Source organism: Lysinibacillus sp. NPDC093216, from assembly GCF_050280325.1.
Classification (GTDB): domain Bacteria; phylum Bacillota; class Bacilli; order Bacillales_A; family Planococcaceae; genus Lysinibacillus.
Genome location: NZ_JBNNVB010000018.1, coordinates 1 through 22,986, shown reverse-complemented (window position 1 = coordinate 22,986; position 22,986 = coordinate 1). Strand labels below are relative to the sequence as shown.

Here is a 22,986-nt window from a genome sequence, read left to right as displayed (position 1 = left end):
AGCACATAAACAATTCGAACAGTTTTTAAAATCGTAGCATTCATTTCAAAATCACCAAAATCAACTTTTGTTCACTTTTGTAATAATCTATCCTCAAAACTCTTAAACTTGAAACTCTCCGCTACTTTAAAGAGTTTCCAACTTTAGTGAAGCACTATTGCTATCTAGTATTTACATAGTTATGATGAATCTAATTATAATTTTTTAATTATTCTAACATTAATGTCGGGTTTTAGTATTATACTGATAGTATGTAAGTTTTTCACTATAGGGAGGAGGAAGATTATGCAGAGAACACGTATCTTCGGTTTTTTACTTGTGCTGATGGTTATCGTCTTAGCTGCTTGTAGTAATGACAAGGCTGCTACAAAAGATAGCGGCAAAACGTCCAGTTCTGAAAAGACCGATGTAGCGGCTACGCCATCTGGAAAGCTTGTTATTTATACAGGACGCGATGAAGAGATGGTGCAAAAGGTAATCAATCAGTTTAATGAAAAGTATCCGGACATTGAAGTGGAATTTTTAACGATGGGCGCACAGCAAATTTTAGAACGCCTACGTGGTGAAAAAGCAAATCCTCAAGCTGATTTTTGGTGGGGCGGTACGCAATCTGCACTAACTGTAGGCGCCAATGAAGGTTTGCTTCAAGCTTGGAAGCCTAGCTTTAACGACTCCATTGATGCGGCTTATAAAGATCAAGATGGTCGTTGGTTTGGTGAAATGTTACTGCCAGAAGTCATTATGATTAACAAGGATGTATTAACGAAAGAAACGGGTCCACAAGATTGGGATGATTTATTAGATCCAAAGTGGAAAGATAAAATTTTAATTCGTGGTGTGTTAGCATCTGGGACGATGCGTACTATTTATTCATCTATGATTTTACGTCAAGGTGCAGATTCGCCTGAGAAGGGCTACGATTGGTTATTAAAATTAGATGCCAACACGAAGGAATATACACAAGATCCAAATGCACTTTATTTAAAGATGACACGACAAGAAGGCAGTATTTCTTTATGGAATTTACAAGATATTTTATTAAAGAAATATACGACTGATTATCCGTTTGATTATATTTATCCGAAAAGTGGTGCACCGATTTTAGTTGATGGTGTTGCTGTTGTCAATAATGCCAAAAACTTAGAAAATGCAAAGCTCTTCGTAGAGTTCTTATTTGAAAAAGGACTGGTCACTCAGCTAGCAAACGATTACTATCAAATTCCTACTCGCTCCGATATCGATAAAGCCGCAATGCCTGAGTGGTATAAAGAATTAGACTTAAAAACGTTTGATATAGACTGGAAACTCATGACTGATAAAGAAGCTGAATGGATGGAGCATTGGGATAATAATATTAAAGGGCGCGGAAAAAAGTGATCGAGAATTAAAAAGTTGTGAACCTGTCCTATGTTGCTAACAGGTTACTCACAAAAAATCAGGAATGATATTTGTTAAAACGTATGTCATGCATATAAGTTGATTGGAGTGGAGACTGGGCGACTCCTTGGGGATCAGCGATAGAGGAACGAAGGCTAAAACCATCACATCCTGTGATAACGCCTTCGTGACCAACATCGTGTTGGCCCGAGACCCTGCAGCGAAGCGAAGCTGCTCATCGGACGCCCCCAGGAAGCTCTGCTCTGCGCGAAAGCGAAGCGTCAGCGGCAAATGTTTTATCTGTGCGAAAGCGAAGCGTCAGCAACAAAGCGCCCAGTCGGAACGGAAATCAACCCCACGTTATGGTGATGAGCCTTTTAATATCATAAGACATCTATGAATATTGTTCATATCTTTAAGCCTCGAGTATATTTTTGCTCGAGGCTTCATGTAACTAATTTTCTAACGGGAAAGGAGCATTTCAGTTGAAAAGTGTCAAAATAAAAAATGTCTCTAAGAAGTTCGGTCACATTCATGGCGTAAAAGATTTAGATCTTCATATTAAAGCTGGTGAATTTTTCACCTTCCTCGGCCCAAGTGGTTGTGGGAAAACGACTACATTAAGGATGATAGCCGGCTTTTATTACCCAACAGAAGGGAAAATTCTTTTTGATGATTTTGATGTGACAAGACTTCAACCTAATAAACGGAATATCGGTATGGTGTTTCAAAATTATGCCCTCTTTCCACATATGACGGTAGATGAAAATATTGCCTTTGGCTTACAAGTACGAAAATTTTCGAAGTCGGAGATCAAACGAAAGGTTGACCGTATTAGAGGGCTCGTTCATTTATCGCAATATGGTAATCGGAAAATTAATGAATTATCTGGTGGGCAGCAGCAACGGGTTGCATTGGCAAGAGCACTTGTGATAGAGCCCGATATTTTATTGTTAGACGAGCCATTGTCGAATTTAGATGCTAAATTACGCGAAGAAACGCGCGTTGAAATAAAACGTATTCAATCCGAGCTCGGTGTTACAACCATCTATGTTACGCATGATCAAATGGAAGCTATGTCCATGTCAGATCGGATAATGGTCATGGAAAATGGGAACGTCAGACAAGTCGGTACTCCGCAAGAAATTTATAATCGACCTTCTAACCGCTTCGTCGCAGATTTTATTGGTGAGACAAACTTAATTGAGGCGATAATTGATGCTGTTAATGGTGACGATGTACAAGTAAAAACAGCAAGTGGACTTGTTTTGACTGGGCGAAAGCAACAAAGCTCCCCCACTTTAACGCATATGATTGGAGACAAAGTGTTTATTTCTATTCGTCCTGAATCTATTAGTCAAGGTACTGGTGAAAACACATTAACAGGTAAAATCACTTTTGTTGAATTTACAGGAATTAGTGTCAACTATATTGTAGAATGTCTAGATTTTTCACTAAAAGTAATGATTATCAATATGAACGGTCAATTGAAAAAAATTGGCGAAGACATCACCTTAAATATAGCCCAAGATTCACTGTATTTTTTGGGAGAATAGGAGGGTAACAACATGGAAAAAACACACCTCAATCCTTCTGAAGGAAATGCATGGACACGACTAACTAGGTCAAATTGGTTTGTCTATATTTTAGTTGCACCTTTATTTTTAGTGTTGTTTGCCTATGTAGTATACCCGTTCTATCAAACTTTTACAGAAAGCTTTTCTGGTGATGATGCACTATCTAATTATAAAAATTTCTTTAGTATAGCTAGCCCAGCAAATATAGAGGCATTGTGGACTAGTATTTATATATCCGTTATCAGTGTTATTTGCTGTGCAATCGTCGGTGTAGCTATGGCATTTTTATTGGAACGCTATGATTTCCCAGGCAGACGGATACTCTCTGTTTTAGTATTGGTACCCATGGCTCTTCCGCCGTTAGTAGGTGTGCTGTCCTTTACATTTTTGTATGGTGAGAGTGGTATATTCCCACGTGCGTTTCAGCACCTTTTCGGTTTAGAGCAAGTTCCATTTTCATTAAAAGGCATATGGGGGGTTATCATAGTACATACATTCACGATGTACACTTACTTCTACTTAACCGCCTCAGCAGCTATAAAAGGTCTTGATCCAGCTTTAGAAGAAGCCGCAACAAGCTTAGGTGCCGGGCGTGTTCGAGTATGGATAAAAGTTATTCTGCCCATGTTAACACCCTCGATTGTTGCCTCATCCTTACTCGTATTTATGATTTCTATGGCATCCTACACTGCACCTTTAATGTTCGGTGTTGAACGCACGATGACCATGCAAATCTATTTATCACGTACGAATGGGAATTTAGATATGGCAGCGACACAATCTATGATTTTATCCTTTGTGTCCATTACCTTTTTAATTATTATGCGCTGGTATCAAAACCGCCGAAATTACCAAAATCTCAGCAAGGGTATTAGTGTTCATCGATCTGAAGTGTCTTCAAGACGTATGAAAGTTATGGCGACTATTGCGTCTTTCATAGGTACATTAATTTTAATTTTGCCGATTTTAGTGCTTATATTAATTTCATTTTCCGTTGATGGTGCATGGAAAACGCAAATTCTCCCAACAGACTATACATTGGATCATTATCACGCTCTTTTTACAGATGAACGGACGTGGCGACCGATTTGGAATTCTGTTCGAATGGGGATTGTTGCCACAATCGGCAATATCATTTTCGGTGTTGCGGCAGCCTATGCTATGGTACGGTTAAATTTTAAAGGTAAAACATTACTCGATATTTTAATCATGGTTCCTTGGGCATTACCAGGTACGGTTGTAGCTGTCAATTTGATTGCAGCCTTTAGTACGGAAAATATCTTTTCCTTTAATCAAGTTCTTATCGGGACGTTCTGGATTTTGCCGTTAGCTTATTTTATTAGACATTTACCTCTTGTTTTCCGATCAACATCGGCATCACTTGTGCAATTAGATCAATCTATCGAAGAAGCATCCCGAAGTTTAGGTGCAACATGGTGGTATTCATTTAGACGTATTGTATTACCGCTTACATTTACGGGCATTTTGGCAGGTACATTACTAGCACTTGTTCAAAGCTTTGGCGAATTCGTAGCGTCTATTCTTCTTTACAGTACATCAACGATCCCATTATCAGTGGCGATATTCCAAAAATTGTATTCTTTTAAATTTGGTACTGCTTGTGCATATGGTGTCTTACAAATTTGTTTAATTTTAATTGTACTTATTATTTCCGAGAAGTTATCTAAAGGCAGTGCTGGTTCGGCCATATAACTGCCAATCTACTAGGAGGCAATAACTATGTTTGAAGATTTCCGCAACAAGACCCAGCGAGAAGATGGGATGATCTTCCCTTCTAATATTTATCGTAAAATTGTCTTGCAACCAGCTTACGATGAAGCTAAGAAAAATTTTTTAACAATTATGTTGCAAATCAATATTGCACACTTAAAAATGTTAGAAGAACAGGGTCTGGTCAAAAAAGAAGAAGCTAAAGAAATTGGTACTGCTTTAAAAAAACTAGACTTGAACTATTATCGTATAGAGGATTATAGCCCGCGATATGAGGACTTGTTTTTCCGCATCGAAAATAAATTAATAGAGCTTGCTGGTGATGTTGCAGGGAATCTTCACATTGGTAGAAGTCGTAATGATATGGGCATTGCCATCTATCGCATGACTTTAAGAAAAAAATTGTTGTTGCTTATGCAAGAATTACTGACATTACGGGATGATTTAATCGCAGCTGCTGAGGAGCACGTTGATACGATTATGATTGGCTATACACATACGCAGCAGGCACAGCCAACAACCTTTGCGCATTATTTGAAAGCTGTCATCGATCAACTTGAACGAGACTTTGAACGTTTACAACATGTCTATAAAACGGTGAACCGCAGTAGCATGGGGGCTGCGGCATTAACGACAACAGGCTTCAATATTAATCGAGAGCGCATGCGTGAGTTATTGGCATTCGATGATATTATCGAAAATGCGTGGGATGCTGTTGCTGGTGCCGATTATATTGCAGAGGCAGCGAGTATCGTGCAACTTGCGGCACTTAATCTTGGCCGCACATCCCAAGATTTCTTACTATGGGCTACACAGGAATTCAATGCATTTACGCTAGCAAGCCCGTACGTGCAAGTTAGCTCTATCATGCCACAAAAGCGCAATCCTGTTTCGATCGAGCATACACGTTCATTGCTATCAGCAGTTGTTGGTGATGCTAGTACAGTATTACAAATGGTACATAATACACCTTTTGGAGATATCGTAGACACAGAGGATGATATGCAACCTTATTTATGGCGCGCCATCGACCGTTTAATAGGTATTTACAAACTATTTGGTTCACTTGTTGTCACGATGGATGTAAACAAGAAAAAACTAAGAAATCGAGCAGAAAACAGCTTTGCCAATGTGACAGAGCTCGCCGATACGTTTGTGCGCACTGAAGGGATTTCCTTCCGCCAAGCACATAGTATTGTTAGTAAATGTATTAAAGTATTGCTCTCTCATGGGGAGGAATCTCTAGCAAGCCTTACATGGGGTCTTGCCAATACACAATCTAAATTAATTACTGGTAAACCATTAAAAATTTCCGAGGAAGATTTTTATAGCACATTAAAACCAGAAACTTTCGTCGGTGTACGTACATTATTTGGTGGTCCAGCGCCCGTAACGATGAAAGAATCTCTTGAACGCTCCAAGGCAAATTCTCATAACCTTAAAGAGTGGGTTAGTTTGAAAGAGTCTATGATTATTGAGGCAGAAAAACAATTAACAGTAATAATCGAGGAATGGAATCAATGATGGAATGGCTACTTATAATTGACGGTGGTGCTACAAAAACGGCATGTGCGCTCGTACATGCCGAGTCTGGTGAAATAAAATATACAACATCAACAAGTGGCTCGAATTATCAAGCAATCGGTGCTGCATCTACTACAGAAATATTGCAAGCATTATTAGCAAATGTGCAGGACTTTTTACAACAGCATGATGATTCAAATATTGCTGTTGCTACCTTTGCAATGGCTGGGATTGATTCTCCCAAAGATCATGAAACCGTATCAGCAATCGTTCATAGTGCACTATCTACATTACAGTTAAAGATAGATACGCTTATTATAGAAAATGATGCACAAGCCACTTTACTTGGTGTTACTGCTGGACAGGCAGGCGCATTACTCATTGCTGGAACAGGAGCCATTGCGTACGCATTTGATGGTACACAAATAGTACGTGCAGGTGGTTGGGGGCATCGTGCAGGAGATGAAGGCAGTGGCTATTGGTTAGGACAAGAGGTTATACGCGCCATTTTCCGCATGGAAGACGGGCGTGGTGAGCCGACCCTATTAAAAAGTCCTGTCTATGATTACTTACGAATCCAAGATGTTACAGAGCTAGCTTCATGGCTATTCCGACCATCCTACACGAACGCGCAGCTTGCAAAAATGGGTGCATTTTTGGCAGATGCCGTGACTAAAAAGGATTCATGTGCCATTCAAATATCAAAGCGTGGTGCTCAAGAATTAGTACTCCTTGCACGCGCTGTGTTGAAAAAAATTGACTATAAGGGCGATACATTCAACCTTTATTGTAATGGTGGTGCCATTAAGCATAATCCATTAATTTTCAAAACTTTTTCATATGAAATGAAATCGATGTATCCACAAATTGAGATTTCTCTATGTCAGCATCAGCCTATCCTTTATCTTATAAAGCGAACAAAAATGGCCTATGACAGTTTGTAATGTCATAGGCTCTTCATGTTGTTGAAAAACTATTATTCAATTAAGGTGTCTATTTAAACAAAGTACTATTCTTCTGCAAAACGAGGGGTTGATTTCCGTTCCGACTGGGCGCTTTGTTGCTGACGCTTCGCTTTCGCACAGTTAAAACATTTGTTGCTGACGCTTCGCTTTCGCACAGTTAAAACATTTGTTGCTGACGCTTCGCTTTCGCACAGAGCAAAGCTTCCTAGGGGCGTCCGATGAGCCGCTTGGGCCAACACGATGTTGGTCACGAAGGCGTTATCACAGGATGTGATGGTTTTAGCCTTCGTTCCTCTATTGCTGATCCCCAAGGAGTCGCCCAGCCTCCACTCCAATCAACCACTCTACATAAAATGTAACTTCTGGCATGTCATTCACATCTTTTTCGTTCTAACATTAAAGTGCCATTTTTTTCAGTTCATTTGTCGTGAAATATAAATAGCTGTCCTTCACAAATAAATCTTTCGTTTCTTCCCTATTTAACATTTGTTCTCCGCTTCCATCTGGACGAATCTTCGTTAAATACGCTCCGTGTGAATAATTACTAAAATATAGCCAGCTATCTGCATAAACGAGGTACTGTGCACGCGAATTAGAGACGCGTTTCGATTTACCTGTTTTTAAATCAAGGACATACAATTTATTATCATCAGCAACATTACTATAAAATATTTGTTGCCCTACTTGTGCAGCGAAATCTACATTGTGAAAGTAGTTATACGTCGTACTCGTTGCTTTCGGGTAGTCGTTAGCAATCCACGTATGATCCTTTGCCATCGTTCGATCATCCACTAAAAAGTATTGATAGCGAACCGCCCCTTTACGATCAGGCACCGGGTCATTCCATGTTGTATCGAGGTGATACCATTGACCATCCAGCTTTACTAAATTCCAAGCATGTCCCTCCTGTCCGACATAGCCTACGATATATTTTGTTTCTATACCTAGCTTTTGTAACATCGAATGAGCGAGCAATGCATAGCCCTGACAAACGCCGCCATGTTCTGCAAGCACTGTATAAGCGCTGTGTGGACTTGAATTCGTTTGATCCGTATAGGCGGTATTGGCGACGATATAATCATTGACCGCCCTAACCTTCTCTACTTCACTTAACGATTTCTCATTGATAGAGGCTACAATCTCTTGCACATTCATTTCAACGAATGCTGCCTGTTCTGGTGTCATTAAATAGCTTTGCTCTCCAAAGATTTTGGCTGTTTTTCTTCCATATTCAAAACGAATTGAATGTTTACTAATATGTCCATATACATAATCATCTCGTTTTATAGCATTTTCATAGGCTTCTTCCACTAGCTGTTCAATTCTTTGTGTATCGCCTTTATATTGAATCTCAAACGTAGGTGAAAAACTACTATAGTACGCATACATCGCATCAGCCATTTCCTTTGCATTTGTTACAACTAACTTTGCTTCAGGTTTTTTGGCTACAGGCGCTGTAACGGCTCCTTCTTCTGGCTTTTCTTCTATAGGTGTGGCCGTTTCAATGGAGGCATTCTCTGAAAGTTTAGCAGTAACATCTATGATTTTGTCCTTTGTTGAAAGAAGCATCGTTTCTATTTCATCATTATTTGACCAAGTTATTACTTGTTGCACAACTGCTTTACCAGCCGTATAAATAGGGTCAATAAAAATAATTAAAATTACGATAATGGCTAATTTTTTCCACAAAATCCTCACCTCCAAACGTTATCCTGTTTTCATTATATACAAAAAAAGCACAAAGGACTCACTTGGAAGTCCTTTTGTGCTTTCATTTTATTAATAGATAAGTATTTGAAGTTTATTTTATTTTAAACTTCTGTTCTTTGCCATTAACATTATAAACTAAATAATTATCATTAATTCTTAAATCAGAAACTGCTTGCTTCACGAGCACCTCAGTTTTTAATGTTTTAAGATTTAATTTTGTTAAGTAGCCACTGTTACTGTAATCACTGAAATATAAAAAGTTATCTGCTCCTGTAATATACAAGGCACGTCTATCAATGACCTTTGTTTTCTTACCGCTTGCTAAATCAAGCGTATACAATTTATCTTTGTCTGCCGTATTGCTAAAGTACAGTGTATTATTAACCTGATATGCAAAATGAACATTTTGCATATAGCTATAATTTGTACTTGTTGCAGCAGGATAATTTGATGCTATCCATTTATGATCTTTCTTAAGCTGTGCATCCGTTACTAAAAAATAATCGTACGAAGAAGCACCGAAACGATTTGGTAATGGATCATTCCATGTTGTATCTAAATGATACCATTTACCATCAACCTTCACTAAATTCCATGCATGTGCCTCGTTACCATTAACAGTACCCACAACATATTTTACATCGAACCCAGCTTGTTCTAACATTTTATAAGTTGTTAACGCGTAGCCCTGACATACAGCTTGTCCTTCCATTAACAATGCATAAGCACTATGGGGACTAGCCTTTGTTTTAGTACCATATGCTGTATTTGACACAATATAATCATTAATCGCTTTTACTTTTTCGAATTCTGTTTTCATTGAAGGCTTAATAATCGTTTTTAATATTTGATCTACCTTTTTTTGTACGGCCGCTTCTTGTGTTTGGTTAGTCAAATACTTCACTTTAAATGTCACATTGCCCGTTGAGTCTGCAGAAATAGCAGTACTTTCCATATGACCACTCGCATAGACTGCTTGCTCCTGTGCTTTTTCAAAGGACTCCATAAAATTCTTTTTGAAATCAGTCATTGATCCACTATATGTAATTTTAATTTCGGGAGCGAAATTATTTAATTGCTTTACGATTTCTGTTGTGAATTGATCCCAAGTTGTTACTTTTGTATCAGCTACTACATTATAAGCAAACACAGAGGAAGTATTTACTGAGCGAGCGTCTGCATTTTGAGCATAGGCTGCTGTTGGACTTAACATCAGTAATGCTGCTCCGCTTATCAACCATTTCTTCACAATAAATCACCTTCCATTTGTTATATTCTTGTAATCAGAATAACAGATAAAGGAACTATAAATCTATCGGACAAGTTCACTATCCGTGACTTTCAACTGTATACATAACACACGAATCATAGGTATAAATTCCCTAAAATAAAATATAAGTATCGAATTAAACTATATTTTTGTAAAAAAATAAAAACTCACTTGTTTTTAAGTGAGTTTTCTATATATTAATGATCTTTTTTATAGGGTAGGCTTCTCTTTATTTAACGACTTTTCACTACTAAATTGACTGCTTCTTGAATAGCTTCATTCATTTTCTCGCCATCACCTTCAGCATTTTGTACACATTCTAAAAGATTCGTACTAACAATAACACCAACTGTACGATCTACTGCTGAGCGTACTGCCGATAATTGAGTAATGACTGCCTTACAGTCCTTTTCTTCTTCCATCATTTTTAAAATTCCACGTAGCTGACCTTCCATCCGTTTCACACGATTTTTCACTTGATCTGAATATTCCATCATCATAGCTCCTTCTTTCTATACTCGCTACGTTCTTGAGTAATTATTATTCTTTATCCTAGCTGTAACTATTTTTTCCTTGGTTTTAAATAATTCATAAGCATTTTAGAAATAATTGATCCTGCATTTGTTATTTCATCATACTGTATAACTGTATTTTTCTTTATTCGTAGCTGACCTATCTCTACTTCAAAAATTGGACATTTTCTTTTAAGTGCAGCAACTAACATATTTGTGTCGTAGTCATATCGTTCACCTTTTACTTTTATTAGCCATGGTAGCTCCTTTATAGAAATAAACCGTAAACCTGTTTGTGTATCCATTAATTTTCTATGATAAAGGATTTCAAAAAACAAACTTGTTGTTCGATTACCCCAATATGATAGGAAACGTGCTGTCCGAAGAATGGAAGTTACGTACTCCTAACACAATTCCTTCAGAAAATACCTTTGTCATTGTTAAAACTAGCTTTACATCTTGTAACGTATGTTGGCCATGAGCACCTACTGTAATAACACCTTGAAACATCCCCCTTTGCTCCATTACATAGATAAAGGCTGTTTTCAGTGCGCCTCCCTTACCAATATTATTGCCATGTTCTAGTACTCGACAGCAGTCAATCTTTTGTAACGCTTCAAATACATCTGCATATTTTTGATCGCTGCCATCATTGACAATAATAACTTGGCTAATGGTGGTGGCTAATAATTGATGGACATAGGTTATAAGTGACTGTTGTGGATTATAGGCTGGTATAATTACTGCAATATTTTTCATCATTTCTATCCCCCGGATAACATGAAACTTTGACATATGCACTCGCTAGTAATCGTTACTGAATTTCAACGAATCTCCTTATAACAAATAGTATCATGTATCGAGGACAATTCAACAATAACGGTATTTTCCCGATATATGAAAAAAGAGGATATCTTCGTAGCGTATGGTTGATTTCCGTTCCGACTGGGCGCTTTGTAGCTGACGCGTTGCTTTCGCTACAGAAAACATTTGTTGTTGCTGTCGCTTTGCTTTCGCACAGAGCAAAGCTTCCTGGGGGCGTCCGATGAGCCGCTTAGGCCAACAGATGTTTTTTGCGCGAAAGCGTAGTGCTAACGTAGCGTCAGCAAAGTGTTTTTGTCTGTGCGAAAGCGTAGTGCAACGTAGTGACAGCAACAGCACCGATGTTGCTCACGAAGGCGTTATCACAGGATGTGATGGTTTTAGCCTTCGTTCCCCTATCGCTAATCCCAAAGGAGTCGCCCAGTCTCCACTTCAATCAACTAATATACACGGTATACGTTTTAACAAATTAAACATCCAGATTTCGTGATGAGCAGAAAAAGAATAATGTTATGAAAGTGGTGAGTTCTATCGTCATACAATATGAAATTCTCCAAGATCAATGTACAAAATTAAAAGCTTTATACTTGGTTAAATTGGCTAATAATTTACAGGATGCTAGCTCGCTCGCCATTGCAAAGCCAGCTATATCTCTTCAAAAATCACTCCTTGTACTAGAGGAAATTCTATATGAACTTTATAAGCTGGAAATGCATACCGAACCGAAGCTAAAAAATATTCGATCATTACTCAATAATCGTAGCTTTGTTGCAAAAATCCATCCACGTCGCATTTATTTATTAATGAATCTTGTAAGCAAAATGACTTCTAGTAATAGAAGTGAAGTTGTGGAGGCTAAGGCAGCAAAAATTGTTCTTGATTATATAAGTGATATTGTAGAATGGTTTATCGATCGCTATGACCGTACCTTAAAGGCAAAGTTAATGCGCCAAGGCTCCAGCTTTGAAGATATAACTTCAGCTTTTGATATTAATACGCTACTTCAAGATGACCAATCATCCGAGGCCTATAAAACCGCCGCAGACTGGTTTGAGCTTGCCGCAAAACAAGGGAATGCAAGTGCTCAATATAATTTAGGCGCTCTTTATAATCAAGGGCGTGGCGTTAAGAAGGATTATGCAGTTGCAAAAATGTGGTATGAACGCGCTGCTGCGCAAAAGGATGCAAACGCGCTTTATAGCTTAGGCGTGCTCTATCATTTAGGTCACGGTGTTGTACAAAATTATGAGGAAGCCGCTCATTATTATAAAGCTGCTGCAGATTTAGAAAACGCAGATGCACAGTACAATCTAGGGGTCCTATACAATCAAGGACTCGGTATGCCACTAAACTTTGCCGAGGCAGCAAAATGGTACATGCTAGCAGCCAATCAAGGGAATACAAGCGCTCAAAATAATCTTGGGTTCCTTTATCACAATGGAACTGGTGTCGAGCAAAGCTATGAGGAAGCTATAACCTATTTTGAAATGGCTGCATTGGCTGGTGATGCAAGTGCTCAGTATAATCTTGGTTATATGTACCTTAAAGGTCGAGGCATCTCGCAAAATTTTGAAGAAGCTGCGCAATGGTTCCATTTAGCTGCACTTCAAGACCATACAAATGCAGAATTTCAATTGGCTATGCTATATAACACTGGACAAGGTATTCCTCAAGATCATCTAGAGGCTATAAAATGGTTTAAGCTCGCAGCACATAAAGGACACTTGAATGCCCAATACTGTCTCGGTGTGCTCTATGTTAAAGAAAACGATATAACTTTAGCTGAAAAATGGTTGCAGTTAGCCGCTAACAACGGACATATAAGTGCTGGCTTTGAGCTTGGACGTATTTATGTATACCACCTCCAGCAACCAGAGAAGGCTCTCTCTTACTTCAAAGTGGCTGCTGAAAAGGGTTATGCTGATGCTCAGTACGAGCTCGGATTATTATATGAAGCTGAATTGAATTATGATGAAGCAGTAAAATGGTGGAGGGCCGCTACTGATCAGTCCCATATTCAGTCTGAATATCAATTGGGGTTATTATATGAGCATGGATTGGGGATCGAACAGGACTTAGAAGAGGCACGACGCTGCTATCGACTAGCAGCCATCCAAGGACATTCAGGTGCTCAATATCAACTTGGTAATTTATTTGATAAGGGCAAAGGTGTCGAACAGGATTATACTGAGGCTGCAAAATGGATTGAACAAGCTGCCACTAAGGGTCACGCCAAAGCACAGTATCAATTAGCTCAAATGCACAGTCATGGACAAGGGGTACCGAAGGATTTTGCGAAAGCAGCCCAACTGTATCGACTGGCTGCCAATCAAGGGCATCAAAAGGCACAATTCCAGCTTGGTATGCTTTATAAAAAAGGGCATGGTGTTGCACAGGATTATACCGAGGCAACAAAATGGCTTAAGAAGTCTCTTGAAAATTTAAAATAAAGGGATTATAAGCATAACGTGGGGTTAGGCGCTTTCTTCGAGGCGTCAGATGAGCCGATTCACTCGCGTTGCTCGCTCCAGGGTCTCATCTGTGACGCTGATCCCCAAGGAGTCGCCCAGTCTCCACTCCAATCAACTTATATATATATGGCATATGTTTCAAAAAATGCCATCCCTAACTTTTAGTAATAAACCGAATAAAGCTGTTCTTCATAAAAAATACCGTGTCACCTCTTATTAAAGACAGTGACACGGTATGTTGATTAGTTTTTCATTTCTTCTTTTTGATTTACCATAAATGTTACAACGATGAATAAAGCAAAGCTAATTAATAGTGTTGTTCCACCTACTATAAAGAAAATCATTGTAAACGTTCTGCTAAAATTAAATGGATTCAAATTGTAGAACCACATTCCTAGTGTTAAGCCAAAAACACCGAGAATTGCAGTCCAACCATGAGCTGTTACTAATTTTTTTGATTTCACTTTAAAGGCACGATAGAAAATCCCCCATGCAAACATACTTAACCAACCTACGAGCAAAATATGTGCATGTATCGGTCTATATTCATAACTACCTGAACCAGACATATGTGAGCCTAGATACGTTCCCAATAAGGCAAAAATCGCAGCAAGACGAATAAGGCGCATACTCCATTTTTGTTCCATACGATAACCCCTCCTAAGCTTTTTCAACTTAGTCAGCAGTTTATCTCGTGAACATGAACTTTACATGAACTCCTCATTACAATTTTGGTAAGTGAACACGTACCTTTGTGCCGGAATTTATAAAACTGTCTATATGAACCGTTCCTCCATGTAGCTCTGCAATTTGCTTCACGATGGCTAGTCCAAGACCAGTACCTTGCTTTGTTCTGGACGCATCTACTCGATAAAAGCGATCAAATACCTTTTGTAGTTGCTCGGCAGTCATTCCTATGCCGCTATCCTCAATAAGCACTTCAACTGAGGTTGAGGATTCTTGTAAGTGAATATGAATTTCTCCACCTTCGACATTGTATTTAATGGCATTCGTCAATAAATTATCCCACACATTTTGTAATAGCCCTGCATCGCCATCATATGTTACTGGTTCAAGCTGATACGATAATTGTACATTAGCGTCTTCAAGCTGCCAGCGATATTTTCTTACGGTTTCCTTTAATTGCTCATCTAAACGATAAGGTTCACGCTTTAACAACCTTGTAGATTGATCGAGTGATGTTAGTAAAAGTAATTGCTTCGTTAATGTCGACATACGCTTCGTTTCTAACTCAATAATCGTTGTATATTCTTGCCTTTCCTTGTCGGTCAGCAAAGGATTCTTTAGTAAATCTACATAGCCTTGAATATTCAACAATGGCGACTGAAAATCATGGGATACATTACTTATAAACTCTTTACGTATTCGATCATTTTCCTGTAATTTTTCGGTCATAACATTAAAGCTAACTGCTAATTGTCCAATCTCATCTGCTCGATCTATCTCCAGTAGCGTATCGAATTTTTCATGTGCAAGCTGATATGTTGCCTCTGTTAGTTGTGTAATTGGGCGGATTAGAGCCTTAGCAAAAAGTAGCATTGCCAATAGACTAAGTACTGTCATCGTAAGCATAAGTCCACCAAGTATCGTATGCACTTCAGAGAACAACAAGCGTATGTCAGGTCTAATGAACAGTGCATACTGCTTATTTTCATAAGTAAATGGCACACCTATCGTATTAATTAACTCATTCGCAAAAAAGCCTGTCACAAAAGTCTCTTTTGGAAAGTCACGCATACCATGATAAATTTCCCCGTTTAAAACACGCTTGACTGTATTAGATGGTAATGTTTTATCACGATACTCACCGCCGAAGAAATGCCCTTCGCCATCAGTTGTTACATAAATTTGATAACCTATTTTACCAAGAGTCGTTAAATAATTATCTAAATCGTTAGGCTTTGAAGACTCAATATATTTCGCAATATCCTGCGCAATTTTCACATTTTTAGCATCGTTTTTTTCCTTCACAACTTGATGATAATACGTATTTGTCGCTAAAAAGCCGATACATAAGCTGCCGATCATAACGAGCATCGTCGTGACAACAAATCTACTATATAACGTTTTTATCATGCAATAACCTCAACCTTATATCCAACACCACGCACTGTTGTAATCTCAACACCTGATTTATAACGATAAAGACGCTCACGAATCCGCTTCACATGCGTATTTAAAGTCTGCTCATCTCCATCGTAATCATAGCCCCACACCTGCTCCATAATAAAGCTACGTGTAAATACCTGATTCGGACGAGATGCTAGTAATGCTAAAAGTTCAAATTCCTTTAAAGGTAGAACAAGTGTATCTTCCCCGATGACAACCTCAAAACTTCGACGATCAATAACGAGTCTACCCACCTGGATGGTTACCTGATTTTTCTTATCGAGTCTACGCAATATCGCGGCTATGCGAAACAGCAATTCTTTAGGTTCAAAAGGCTTTACAACATAGTCGTCTGAGCCTGCCAAAAACCCTCGTTCCTTGTCCTCTAGCTCGTCTTTTGCTGTTAATAACAATACGGGGATATCGTACTCCTGGCTCAATGTCTCGGTTAATGTAAAACCATCCATTCCCGGCATCATAACATCTACAACAGCCAAATCAGGCAAGCTTCCTTCAAGTAGTTTAAGAGCCTGTTGTCCGTTTTCCGCCTGTATCACCTGATAGCCCTCTCTTGTCAGATAAATATTCACTAGCTGTAAAATATGTACATCATCATCTACAACGAGAATTTTCATTCAGGTCAACCTCCATCCAACTTGTTTCCTGTAACAAAGAATCCGCTCCATTCCGCGGACGATCTGCAAGCTTTAGGTTCCTTGCTGTCCATGCCGAAGTGTAGCGAATTTTTTCTATAACAACTTTCATTTATATTATAACGAAAAGAAAGAAATCAACAGCAGTATAAGTAACGGCAAACCAATTACGATATAACCACGTGGATTTGCAAAATTCATCGTCCAACCGACCCCAAAGCGTTTCTCTACAAAAACGGAAGGATCTTGACGATTCACATAAATTAATCCGCCCTTCCAATAGCGATCCTCATCAACATCCATTACTTCCGAAACGACATTGTCTCCATAGTTCACCCTCAGCCGGCGTTTTTTCCATGCGTAAACAAGGGCTGAGCCAAGAACAAGCAATAAGAACATAATAAATACCGGTAGTAGACTTCTTCCTGTAGTCACTGAAGGATAGATGTTGCTTAGCTGTAATACTGTAAATAATACTGTAAAGGCATAGCTTAATAACATAATGCTCCAACTCATAAACTTTCGGCTTTTTAACTGATCTTCCAATGATTCTTCCTTACGATTAACAGCTAACTTGATTGCTGAACGCTTTATAGAATCTACAGTTCCCCACATCATACATTGTATCATCAGCATAACAAGCGGTAGTGAAACCGCAGTAAAATATGTTTTGCTTCTCCAAGAATCCGCTTCACCGCTAGGTCCCCAATGTACAGCAATGTGATCTGGTATTTGGTCATAATGGCGGAATGTAAAGATAATTAGAAACACCGTAACACCAAAAGGGATTACATAAAATGGCCACGGAAGCATTTCATCACGACTACGTGCCGTTAAGTCAACTGCACGAACTTGTTTTATATTTAAGCCCCATTGCTCTTCCTTTTTAAGCTTTAAAACTTTTTGATGGTTTATCCAATAAAATGTCATACTGATTGCAAGCATTGCAAATAAGCACCCTAGCAGTAAAATACTTTGCATGAACTCAGATTGAGCAAAGTAATAATAGCTAACAATCATCATCATTAATAACATGACACCAGATATTCCAACGAATTGAGCATAATGCTTTTTCATATTACGTAATGCGGGATGTTTTACATTTTGTTCAGGTACAGTAACGCCAAAAATGATTGTCTCACGTACTATATATGGAACAAATACTTGTAGAACTAATGTTATGATGTAGACGGTTGAAAAAACGCTAAGTAGCATGTACTACACCCCTTCTGCAGGTATTTGCAAATCAGAAAATACCTTTTTCATCATGTGCTCGATTTGTTCAGCTGTTGCCCCGAGCACCATTCCTTCTACCACAACAGGCTTTAAGTTTTTTTCAATTTGTTGTAATTGTTCAGGAGTTAACGCTCGTTCTTCTGTTGAACGAATAATAGCACCTGATTTAGCTCTAATAGTAATGATCCCCTTTTCCTCTAGCTCATGATAGCTTTTATTAACCGTATGCATATTTACGCCCAAATCAGCCGCTAAACTACGTACAGATGGTAGAGTATCTCCTGGCTTCATTTCTCCTCTTGCAATACCTTCAATAATTTGCCGTGTTACCTGTTCATAGATTGGTACATCAGATTGTGGCTCTATTTGAATAAACATTACTATCATCTCCATAATTGTTATATAGCTAATATAACAAATAATCATTCTTTATGCATAATGAAGGAGACCAATTGAACAATCGAAAAAAGGAGATGTCTCATCATTAATTTGAGACATCCCCTTTCAACTATAGCTATTTCGTAACTATTGCTTATGCAATATAAATTTCATCAACTACCGGTGTCGGCCCAGGAACATTTTTTAGAAGATAAAAAAATGCCTTACAAGCTCCCCATCTAAGCTCGTAAGACATCCTTCACCCCATTTAAATCTCTTTTTATTAATAGACCCCTTTTTGTAACCGTGTTCATTTTTCAGTAAGGAACGGGGGAACAGACCCCGCCCGTTATATTAGTGGAATAAGGTGGACTCCATTCGAGTTTAGTCCACAACAATTTAGGAAAGTTTGGATATGTTCGTTTAGTAGACTCGTATCTCAAATCAATTATGCCGAGGCGTAATTACGTGATTAAGCTAATTTCTCGTAACCTGGAAGCGTCAAGAATTCCGCAAATTCGTCTTGTTCAATTAAAGATTTAAACAGCTCAGCAGCTTCTTCATAGCGGCCACTGTTATAGGCTTGTTCCCCAACAGCCTCTTTAATTTTCACAAGCTCTTCCTCCAAGGTTACTAGTACAAATGCCAATGTAATACCACGGCCATCATCCAAGACACCTTTTGGATGGCGAATCCATTGCCATACTTGTGTACGAGAGATTTCTGCAGTTGCAGCATCCTCCATTAAGTTGTTAATAGGTGCAGCTCCGTTGCCTCGTAGCCAAGAAGCAATGTACTGCACGCCTACACTACAGTTAATACGAAGACCTTCAAGTGTAATTGTACCTTTTGGAACAGCTACTAGATCTTCTGCTGTAACATTTACATCCTCACGCTTTTTATGGATTTGGTTTGGTGTCGTCATAATCGCATCAAACTGTTCCATAGCCGTTGCAACCATACCCGGGTGCGCTACCCAAGTACCATCGTGGCCATCTGTTGCCTCGCGACGTTTATCTTCTGCAACCTTTGCAAAAGCTACAGCATTCGCGTCGTCATCCCCTTTAACAGGGATTTGTGCCGCCATACCGCCCATCGCAGGAGCATTTCGTTTATGACATGTTTGAATACATAAAGACGTATATGCCTTCATGAATGGTACAGTCATTGTCACTTGCCCACGGTCCGGTAAAATTACATCAGGTTGATTGCGCAGACGTTTGATATAGCTGAAAATGTAATCCCAGCGTCCACAATTCAGACCAGCTGAATGTTCACGTAATTCATATAAAATTTCATCCATTTCAAATGCTGCTAAAATTGTTTCGATTAATACAGTAGCCTTAATTGTCCCTTGTGGAATTCCGATATAATCTTGTGCAAACACAAAGACATCATTCCATAAGCGTGCCTCCAAATGGCTTTCAAGCTTCGGTAAGTAGAAATAAGGTCCTGTACCTTGTGCCAAAGCATTTTTAGCATTGTGGAATAAATACAGACCGAAATCAAAGAAACTACCAGAGATCGGTTCGCCATCCACTAGTACATGCTTTTCAAGTAAATGAAGACCACGTGGACGAACTAATAACACAGCTGTGTTTTCGTTTAATTTATACGTTTTACCATTTGATGCTTGTGTAAATTCAATTGTCTTATTAATAGCATCACGCATATTAATTTGACCGCCAATCATGTTTTCCCATGTCGGAGCAGATGCATCCTCAAAGCAAGCCATAAACATTCTTGCACCAGAGTTTAATGCATTAATAACCATTTTACGGTCAACAGGTCCTGTAATTTCTACACGACGGTCTTGCAAATCTGCTGGAAGTGGTGCAATTGTCCAATCTCCCTCACGGATATGCTTCGTGTCTGGTAAGAAGTCGAGTTTCTCACCTGCATCAAGAAGCTTTTGGCGTTCTTGACGGGCCTCTAACAGCTCTTTTCGACGAGCATCAAATTTCTCGTGCAGGGCAAGAACAAACTCAAGGGCTTCTGGTGTTAAAATTTCTTTTGTTTGCTCGTTTTGTTCCCCAACAATTTTAAGCTTACCTGTTGTTGCTTGTTCCATCAGTTATTCCCCCATCTTTGCGAATTTAAGTAGTCCCCCCGCTTTAGGAGGAGCGGAGGAGACTAATCTATGATTATGAATTTAGGAATACGCGTACTTTATGAAACTTAAACGAATTGTTCTGTTTCTGTAGAACCAGCCATTGCTGTTGTAGAAGAAGTACCACCAGAGATAGCTTGAGATACATCATCAAAGTAACCAGTACCTACTTCACGTTGGTGACGTGTAGCTGTGTAGCCTTTTGATTCTGATGCAAACTCTGCTTGTTGTAGCTTAGAGTATGCGGCCATACCATTATCTTTATAATCATGCGCAAGCTCAAACATAGAATGGTTTAATGCGTGGAAACCAGCTAATGTTACGAATTGGAATTTATATCCCAATTTACCTAGCTCGCGTTGGTATTCTGCGATTTCTTCTTCTGATAGATTTGCTTTCCAGTTGAAAGAAGGTGAGCAGTTGTATGCTAGCAATTTACCTGGGAATTTAGCATGAATAGCTGCCGCAAATTCACGAGCTTCCTCAAGTGATGGTTTAGAAGTTTCACACCAAATCAAATCTGCATATGGCGCGTAAGCTAAACCACGAGCAATCGCTTGTTTGATGCCTGGTTTTGTACGGAAGAAGCCTTCTGGAGTACGTTCACCAGTAATAAACTCAGCATCACGTGGATCGATATCAGATGTTACCATATCAGCAGCATCAGCATCTGTACGAGCGATTAAAATTGTATCAACACCCATTACATCTGTTGCAAGACGAGCAGCAATTAAGTTACGAACAGCATTTTGTGTTGGAAGTAACACTTTCCCACCTAAGTGACCGCACTTTTTCTCAGAAGCTAATTGGTCTTCTAAGTGAACACCAGCAGCTCCAGCTTCAATCATTCCTTTTACAAGCTCAAATACGTTTAGAGGACCCCCGAAACCAGCCTCAGCATCTGCTACGATTGGAGCGAACCAATCAAATTGATCTACACGTCCTTCAGCATGATCGATTTGGTCTGCACGTTGTAAAGCTTGGTTAATACGCTTAACTACTGCAGGAACAGAGTTTGCTGGATATAAGGATTGGTCAGGGTACATTTGACCAGAAAGGTTAGCATCAGCAGCTACTTGCCAGCCCGATAAGTAGATTGCTTTTAATCCTGCTTTTACTTGCTGTACAGCTTGATTACCAGTCAATGCACCTAATGCATTAATGAATGGTTCTTCGTGTAAAGAGTTCCAAAGTCGAGCCGCACCTTTAGTTGCTAAAGTTTGTTCAAGTACAACAGAGCCCTGTAGCTTAATAACCTCTTCAGCTGAATATGCGCGTTCAATACCAGCCCAACGAGGGTTCTCTGCCCATTGTTTTTCTAATGCTTGGATTTTTTCTTGACGTGTTGACATATTGAAATTCCACCTTCCCCTTTGTATACAATATACTCTGTTAAAAAACTTTTAATCCGCTGTTCCATAACAGGTTTATTTGTTATAAATTAATATATAACAGTACATCTGAATTTTCATTATTTTTAGATAAAATACCAAATTTTAATGATGAAACCGCTTTTTTTGGCGACGAAATTTGGTAAACTGTTTACAAACAAGGGGGATATTCACAATGAACAATGAGCTTAATTCTTTGCCAAAAGATATTTCACAACAGTTTATTTCAATGTTAAAAGACTGGGTTCCAGCCAATTCATCCATTGCAATTGCTGCTGAAAACTCCTATATCTATTTTCATTCTGGACATCAAAACATTAACTTAGAAATTGGTCAACAAGTTCAGTCTGGTAGCATTGCCGAGCAAGTACTACGTACGGGGAAACGAACAGATGCCGTTTTAGAGAATTCCTTATTCGAAACACCGTATTATGGGATAGGTTATCCTATAAACATATTAGATGTGCCTGCAGCACTTGTTGTAGTATTACCTTCAACCTTTACCGAAAAGAAATTGGAGCCCTTTCAATTTTTAACTGGAAAGCAAGAAGAGGAATGGAATCCTGTTGCAATTGAAAAAATCTCTCATATTGAAAGCCTGCAGAAAAAAACGTGGTTTTATGTGGAGGGGGAACAATTTAAAACAAGTATTACTCTTAAAGAACTTCAAATGCGTCTACCGTCATCTTTTATTCGCATTCACAGGTCTTATATTGTTAATATTCATTTCATAAAAAAAATGGCTCGTGATCTTACTTCTAATTTTATTGTCACTTTAAAGGATGGCAGTGAATTACCCGTTAGCCAATCTTATTTAAATAATCTTCGAATCGCCCTTGAATTTTAGATTTTGCCTTGCGTAATTGTTGTTGTGGCTGTCGCTTCGCTTTCGCACAGAAAACATTTGTTGCTGTCGCTTCGCTTTCGCACAGAAAACATTTGTTGATTGAAAATAAAAGGCTGTCTTATACATTTGTTGTATAAGACAGCCTAAAAAATAAAAAAGTCTGAGAATAAATTCTCAGACTTTAGATTGCCTAGCGACGTCCTACTCTCACAGGGGGAAGCCCCCAACTACCATCGGCGCTAAAGAGCTTAACTTCCGTGTTCGGTATGGGAACGGGTGTGA

Annotated in this window: 20 protein-coding genes and 1 rRNA gene; 8 read left to right on the top strand and 13 right to left on the bottom strand. The window is 38.8% G+C overall.

Annotated features, from left to right (window positions below):
• The first annotated feature begins 285 nt into the window (after positions 1 to 285).
• The 6 genes from ACQKOG_RS18020 (at position 286) to ACQKOG_RS17995 (ending at position 7,533) form a co-directional block, all read left to right on the top strand.
• The gene (locus ACQKOG_RS18020; protein WP_427447752.1) at positions 286 to 1,377 is read left to right on the top strand and encodes an extracellular solute-binding protein; all 1,092 of its coding nucleotides are present in this window, start codon (positions 286 to 288) and stop codon (positions 1,375 to 1,377) included.
• A gap of 485 nt (positions 1,378 to 1,862) precedes the next feature.
• Complete coding sequence (locus ACQKOG_RS18015) at positions 1,863 to 2,933, top strand: ABC transporter ATP-binding protein (RefSeq protein ID WP_427447750.1); 1,071 nt, start codon at positions 1,863 to 1,865, stop codon at positions 2,931 to 2,933.
• Between the two features lie 12 nt (positions 2,934 to 2,945).
• Positions 2,946 to 4,667, top strand: coding sequence for an ABC transporter permease (locus ACQKOG_RS18010; protein WP_370079554.1), 1,722 nt, complete (start codon positions 2,946 to 2,948; stop codon positions 4,665 to 4,667).
• Between the two features lie 27 nt (positions 4,668 to 4,694).
• Complete coding sequence (gene argH / locus ACQKOG_RS18005; protein ID WP_370079552.1) at positions 4,695 to 6,209, top strand: argininosuccinate lyase; 1,515 nt, start codon at positions 4,695 to 4,697, stop codon at positions 6,207 to 6,209.
• Positions 6,206 to 7,153, top strand: a complete 948-nt coding sequence (locus tag ACQKOG_RS18000) for an N-acetylglucosamine kinase (protein ID WP_427447747.1) — start codon at positions 6,206 to 6,208, stop codon at positions 7,151 to 7,153. Before argH ends, ACQKOG_RS18000 begins: the two co-directional genes overlap by 4 nt.
• A 239-nt stretch (positions 7,154 to 7,392) precedes the next feature.
• Positions 7,393 to 7,533, top strand: coding sequence for a hypothetical protein (locus ACQKOG_RS17995; RefSeq protein WP_427447745.1), 141 nt, complete (start codon positions 7,393 to 7,395; stop codon positions 7,531 to 7,533).
• A 37-nt stretch (positions 7,534 to 7,570) separates the two neighbouring features.
• On the opposite strand, the gene ACQKOG_RS17990 is transcribed toward ACQKOG_RS17995, so the two are convergent.
• The 5 genes from ACQKOG_RS17990 to ACQKOG_RS17970 form a co-directional block, all read right to left on the bottom strand.
• Entirely contained in the window at positions 7,571 to 8,872 is a 1,302-nt protein-coding gene (locus ACQKOG_RS17990; RefSeq protein ID WP_427447743.1) for a transglutaminase domain-containing protein, read from the bottom strand.
• Positions 8,873 to 8,975: 103 nt separating this feature from the next.
• Positions 8,976 to 10,133, bottom strand: coding sequence for a transglutaminase domain-containing protein (locus tag ACQKOG_RS17985; RefSeq protein ID WP_402874496.1), 1,158 nt, complete (start codon positions 10,131 to 10,133; stop codon positions 8,976 to 8,978).
• 254 nt (positions 10,134 to 10,387) lie between these two features.
• Positions 10,388 to 10,648 carry a metal-sensitive transcriptional regulator gene (locus ACQKOG_RS17980; protein WP_004233098.1) on the bottom strand — a complete coding sequence of 87 codons (261 nt, stop codon included), beginning with the start codon at positions 10,646 to 10,648 and terminating at the stop codon, positions 10,388 to 10,390.
• A 68-nt stretch (positions 10,649 to 10,716) separates the two neighbouring features.
• A complete protein-coding gene (locus tag ACQKOG_RS17975; protein WP_427447741.1) occupies positions 10,717 to 10,971 on the bottom strand; it encodes a hypothetical protein in 255 nt (84 codons plus the stop codon).
• Positions 10,972 to 11,017: 46 nt separating this feature from the next.
• Positions 11,018 to 11,428 carry a glycosyltransferase gene (locus ACQKOG_RS17970; protein ID WP_427447739.1) on the bottom strand — a complete coding sequence of 137 codons (411 nt, stop codon included), beginning with the start codon at positions 11,426 to 11,428 and terminating at the stop codon, positions 11,018 to 11,020.
• A gap of 572 nt (positions 11,429 to 12,000) precedes the next feature.
• On the opposite strand from ACQKOG_RS17970, the gene ACQKOG_RS17965 reads away from it, so the two are divergent.
• A complete protein-coding gene (locus tag ACQKOG_RS17965) occupies positions 12,001 to 13,938 on the top strand; it encodes a tetratricopeptide repeat protein (RefSeq protein WP_402874487.1) in 1,938 nt (645 codons plus the stop codon).
• A gap of 263 nt (positions 13,939 to 14,201) precedes the next feature.
• Here the strand turns inward: ACQKOG_RS17965 and ACQKOG_RS17960 are convergent, their stop codons facing one another.
• The 7 genes from ACQKOG_RS17960 to aceA all read right to left on the bottom strand — a co-directional run bounded on the left by ACQKOG_RS17960 (position 14,202) and on the right by aceA (position 21,818).
• Positions 14,202 to 14,606, bottom strand: a complete 405-nt coding sequence (locus tag ACQKOG_RS17960) for a hypothetical protein (RefSeq protein ID WP_427447736.1) — start codon at positions 14,604 to 14,606, stop codon at positions 14,202 to 14,204.
• Positions 14,607 to 14,682: 76 nt separating this feature from the next.
• A complete protein-coding gene (locus ACQKOG_RS17955; RefSeq protein ID WP_427447824.1) occupies positions 14,683 to 16,053 on the bottom strand; it encodes an ATP-binding protein in 1,371 nt (456 codons plus the stop codon).
• The gene (locus tag ACQKOG_RS17950; protein WP_427447734.1) at positions 16,053 to 16,724 is read right to left on the bottom strand and encodes a response regulator transcription factor; all 672 of its coding nucleotides are present in this window, start codon (positions 16,722 to 16,724) and stop codon (positions 16,053 to 16,055) included. The genes ACQKOG_RS17955 and ACQKOG_RS17950 overlap by 1 nt, the downstream gene beginning before the upstream one ends.
• A 135-nt stretch (positions 16,725 to 16,859) precedes the next feature.
• On the bottom strand, positions 16,860 to 17,957 hold the full coding sequence (locus tag ACQKOG_RS17945) for a DUF1648 domain-containing protein (RefSeq protein ID WP_427447732.1): 1,098 nt from the start codon (positions 17,955 to 17,957) through the stop codon (positions 16,860 to 16,862).
• A 3-nt stretch (positions 17,958 to 17,960) separates the two neighbouring features.
• On the bottom strand, positions 17,961 to 18,356 hold the full coding sequence (locus tag ACQKOG_RS17940) for a GntR family transcriptional regulator (RefSeq protein WP_370079533.1): 396 nt from the start codon (positions 18,354 to 18,356) through the stop codon (positions 17,961 to 17,963).
• A gap of 472 nt (positions 18,357 to 18,828) precedes the next feature.
• Positions 18,829 to 20,427 carry a malate synthase A gene (gene aceB / locus ACQKOG_RS17935; RefSeq protein ID WP_402874478.1) on the bottom strand — a complete coding sequence of 533 codons (1,599 nt, stop codon included), beginning with the start codon at positions 20,425 to 20,427 and terminating at the stop codon, positions 18,829 to 18,831.
• Between the two features lie 107 nt (positions 20,428 to 20,534).
• On the bottom strand, positions 20,535 to 21,818 hold the full coding sequence (aceA, locus tag ACQKOG_RS17930; RefSeq protein ID WP_402874475.1) for an isocitrate lyase: 1,284 nt from the start codon (positions 21,816 to 21,818) through the stop codon (positions 20,535 to 20,537).
• A gap of 214 nt (positions 21,819 to 22,032) precedes the next feature.
• Here aceA and ACQKOG_RS17925 point away from each other — a divergent pair, with 214 nt between their 5' ends.
• Entirely contained in the window at positions 22,033 to 22,704 is a 672-nt protein-coding gene (locus ACQKOG_RS17925; RefSeq protein WP_402874472.1) for a LytTR family DNA-binding domain-containing protein, read from the top strand.
• 188 nt (positions 22,705 to 22,892) lie between these two features.
• On the opposite strand, the gene rrf is transcribed toward ACQKOG_RS17925, so the two are convergent.
• Positions 22,893 to 22,986 (bottom strand): 5S ribosomal RNA (rrf, locus tag ACQKOG_RS17920); the annotation flags it as partial.

Excerpts from the sequence above, each read along its gene's own strand:
- ACQKOG_RS17965 (WP_402874487.1), top strand. The coding sequence starts at position 12,001 with ATGAAAGTGGTGAGTTCTATCGTCATACAATATGAAATTCTCCAAGAT.
- aceB (WP_402874478.1), bottom strand. The coding sequence starts at position 20,427 with ATGGAACAAGCAACAACAGGTAAGCTTAAAATTGTTGGGGAACAAAAC.
- argH (WP_370079552.1), top strand. The coding sequence starts at position 4,695 with ATGTTTGAAGATTTCCGCAACAAGACCCAGCGAGAAGATGGGATGATC.
- ACQKOG_RS17945 (WP_427447732.1), bottom strand. The coding sequence starts at position 17,957 with ATGCTACTTAGCGTTTTTTCAACCGTCTACATCATAACATTAGTTCTA.
- ACQKOG_RS18020 (WP_427447752.1), top strand. The coding sequence starts at position 286 with ATGCAGAGAACACGTATCTTCGGTTTTTTACTTGTGCTGATGGTTATC.
- ACQKOG_RS17975 (WP_427447741.1), bottom strand. The coding sequence starts at position 10,971 with ATGGATACACAAACAGGTTTACGGTTTATTTCTATAAAGGAGCTACCA.
- ACQKOG_RS17950 (WP_427447734.1), bottom strand. The coding sequence starts at position 16,724 with ATGAAAATTCTCGTTGTAGATGATGATGTACATATTTTACAGCTAGTG.
- ACQKOG_RS18010 (WP_370079554.1), top strand. The coding sequence starts at position 2,946 with ATGGAAAAAACACACCTCAATCCTTCTGAAGGAAATGCATGGACACGA.
- ACQKOG_RS17995 (WP_427447745.1), top strand. The coding sequence starts at position 7,393 with ATGAGCCGCTTGGGCCAACACGATGTTGGTCACGAAGGCGTTATCACA.
- ACQKOG_RS17980 (WP_004233098.1), bottom strand. The coding sequence starts at position 10,648 with ATGGAATATTCAGATCAAGTGAAAAATCGTGTGAAACGGATGGAAGGT.
- ACQKOG_RS17960 (WP_427447736.1), bottom strand. The coding sequence starts at position 14,606 with ATGGAACAAAAATGGAGTATGCGCCTTATTCGTCTTGCTGCGATTTTT.
- ACQKOG_RS17925 (WP_402874472.1), top strand. The coding sequence starts at position 22,033 with ATGAACAATGAGCTTAATTCTTTGCCAAAAGATATTTCACAACAGTTT.
- ACQKOG_RS17970 (WP_427447739.1), bottom strand. The coding sequence starts at position 11,428 with ATGATGAAAAATATTGCAGTAATTATACCAGCCTATAATCCACAACAG.
- ACQKOG_RS17940 (WP_370079533.1), bottom strand. The coding sequence starts at position 18,356 with ATGTTTATTCAAATAGAGCCACAATCTGATGTACCAATCTATGAACAG.
- aceA (WP_402874475.1), bottom strand. The coding sequence starts at position 21,818 with ATGTCAACACGTCAAGAAAAAATCCAAGCATTAGAAAAACAATGGGCA.
- ACQKOG_RS18000 (WP_427447747.1), top strand. The coding sequence starts at position 6,206 with ATGATGGAATGGCTACTTATAATTGACGGTGGTGCTACAAAAACGGCA.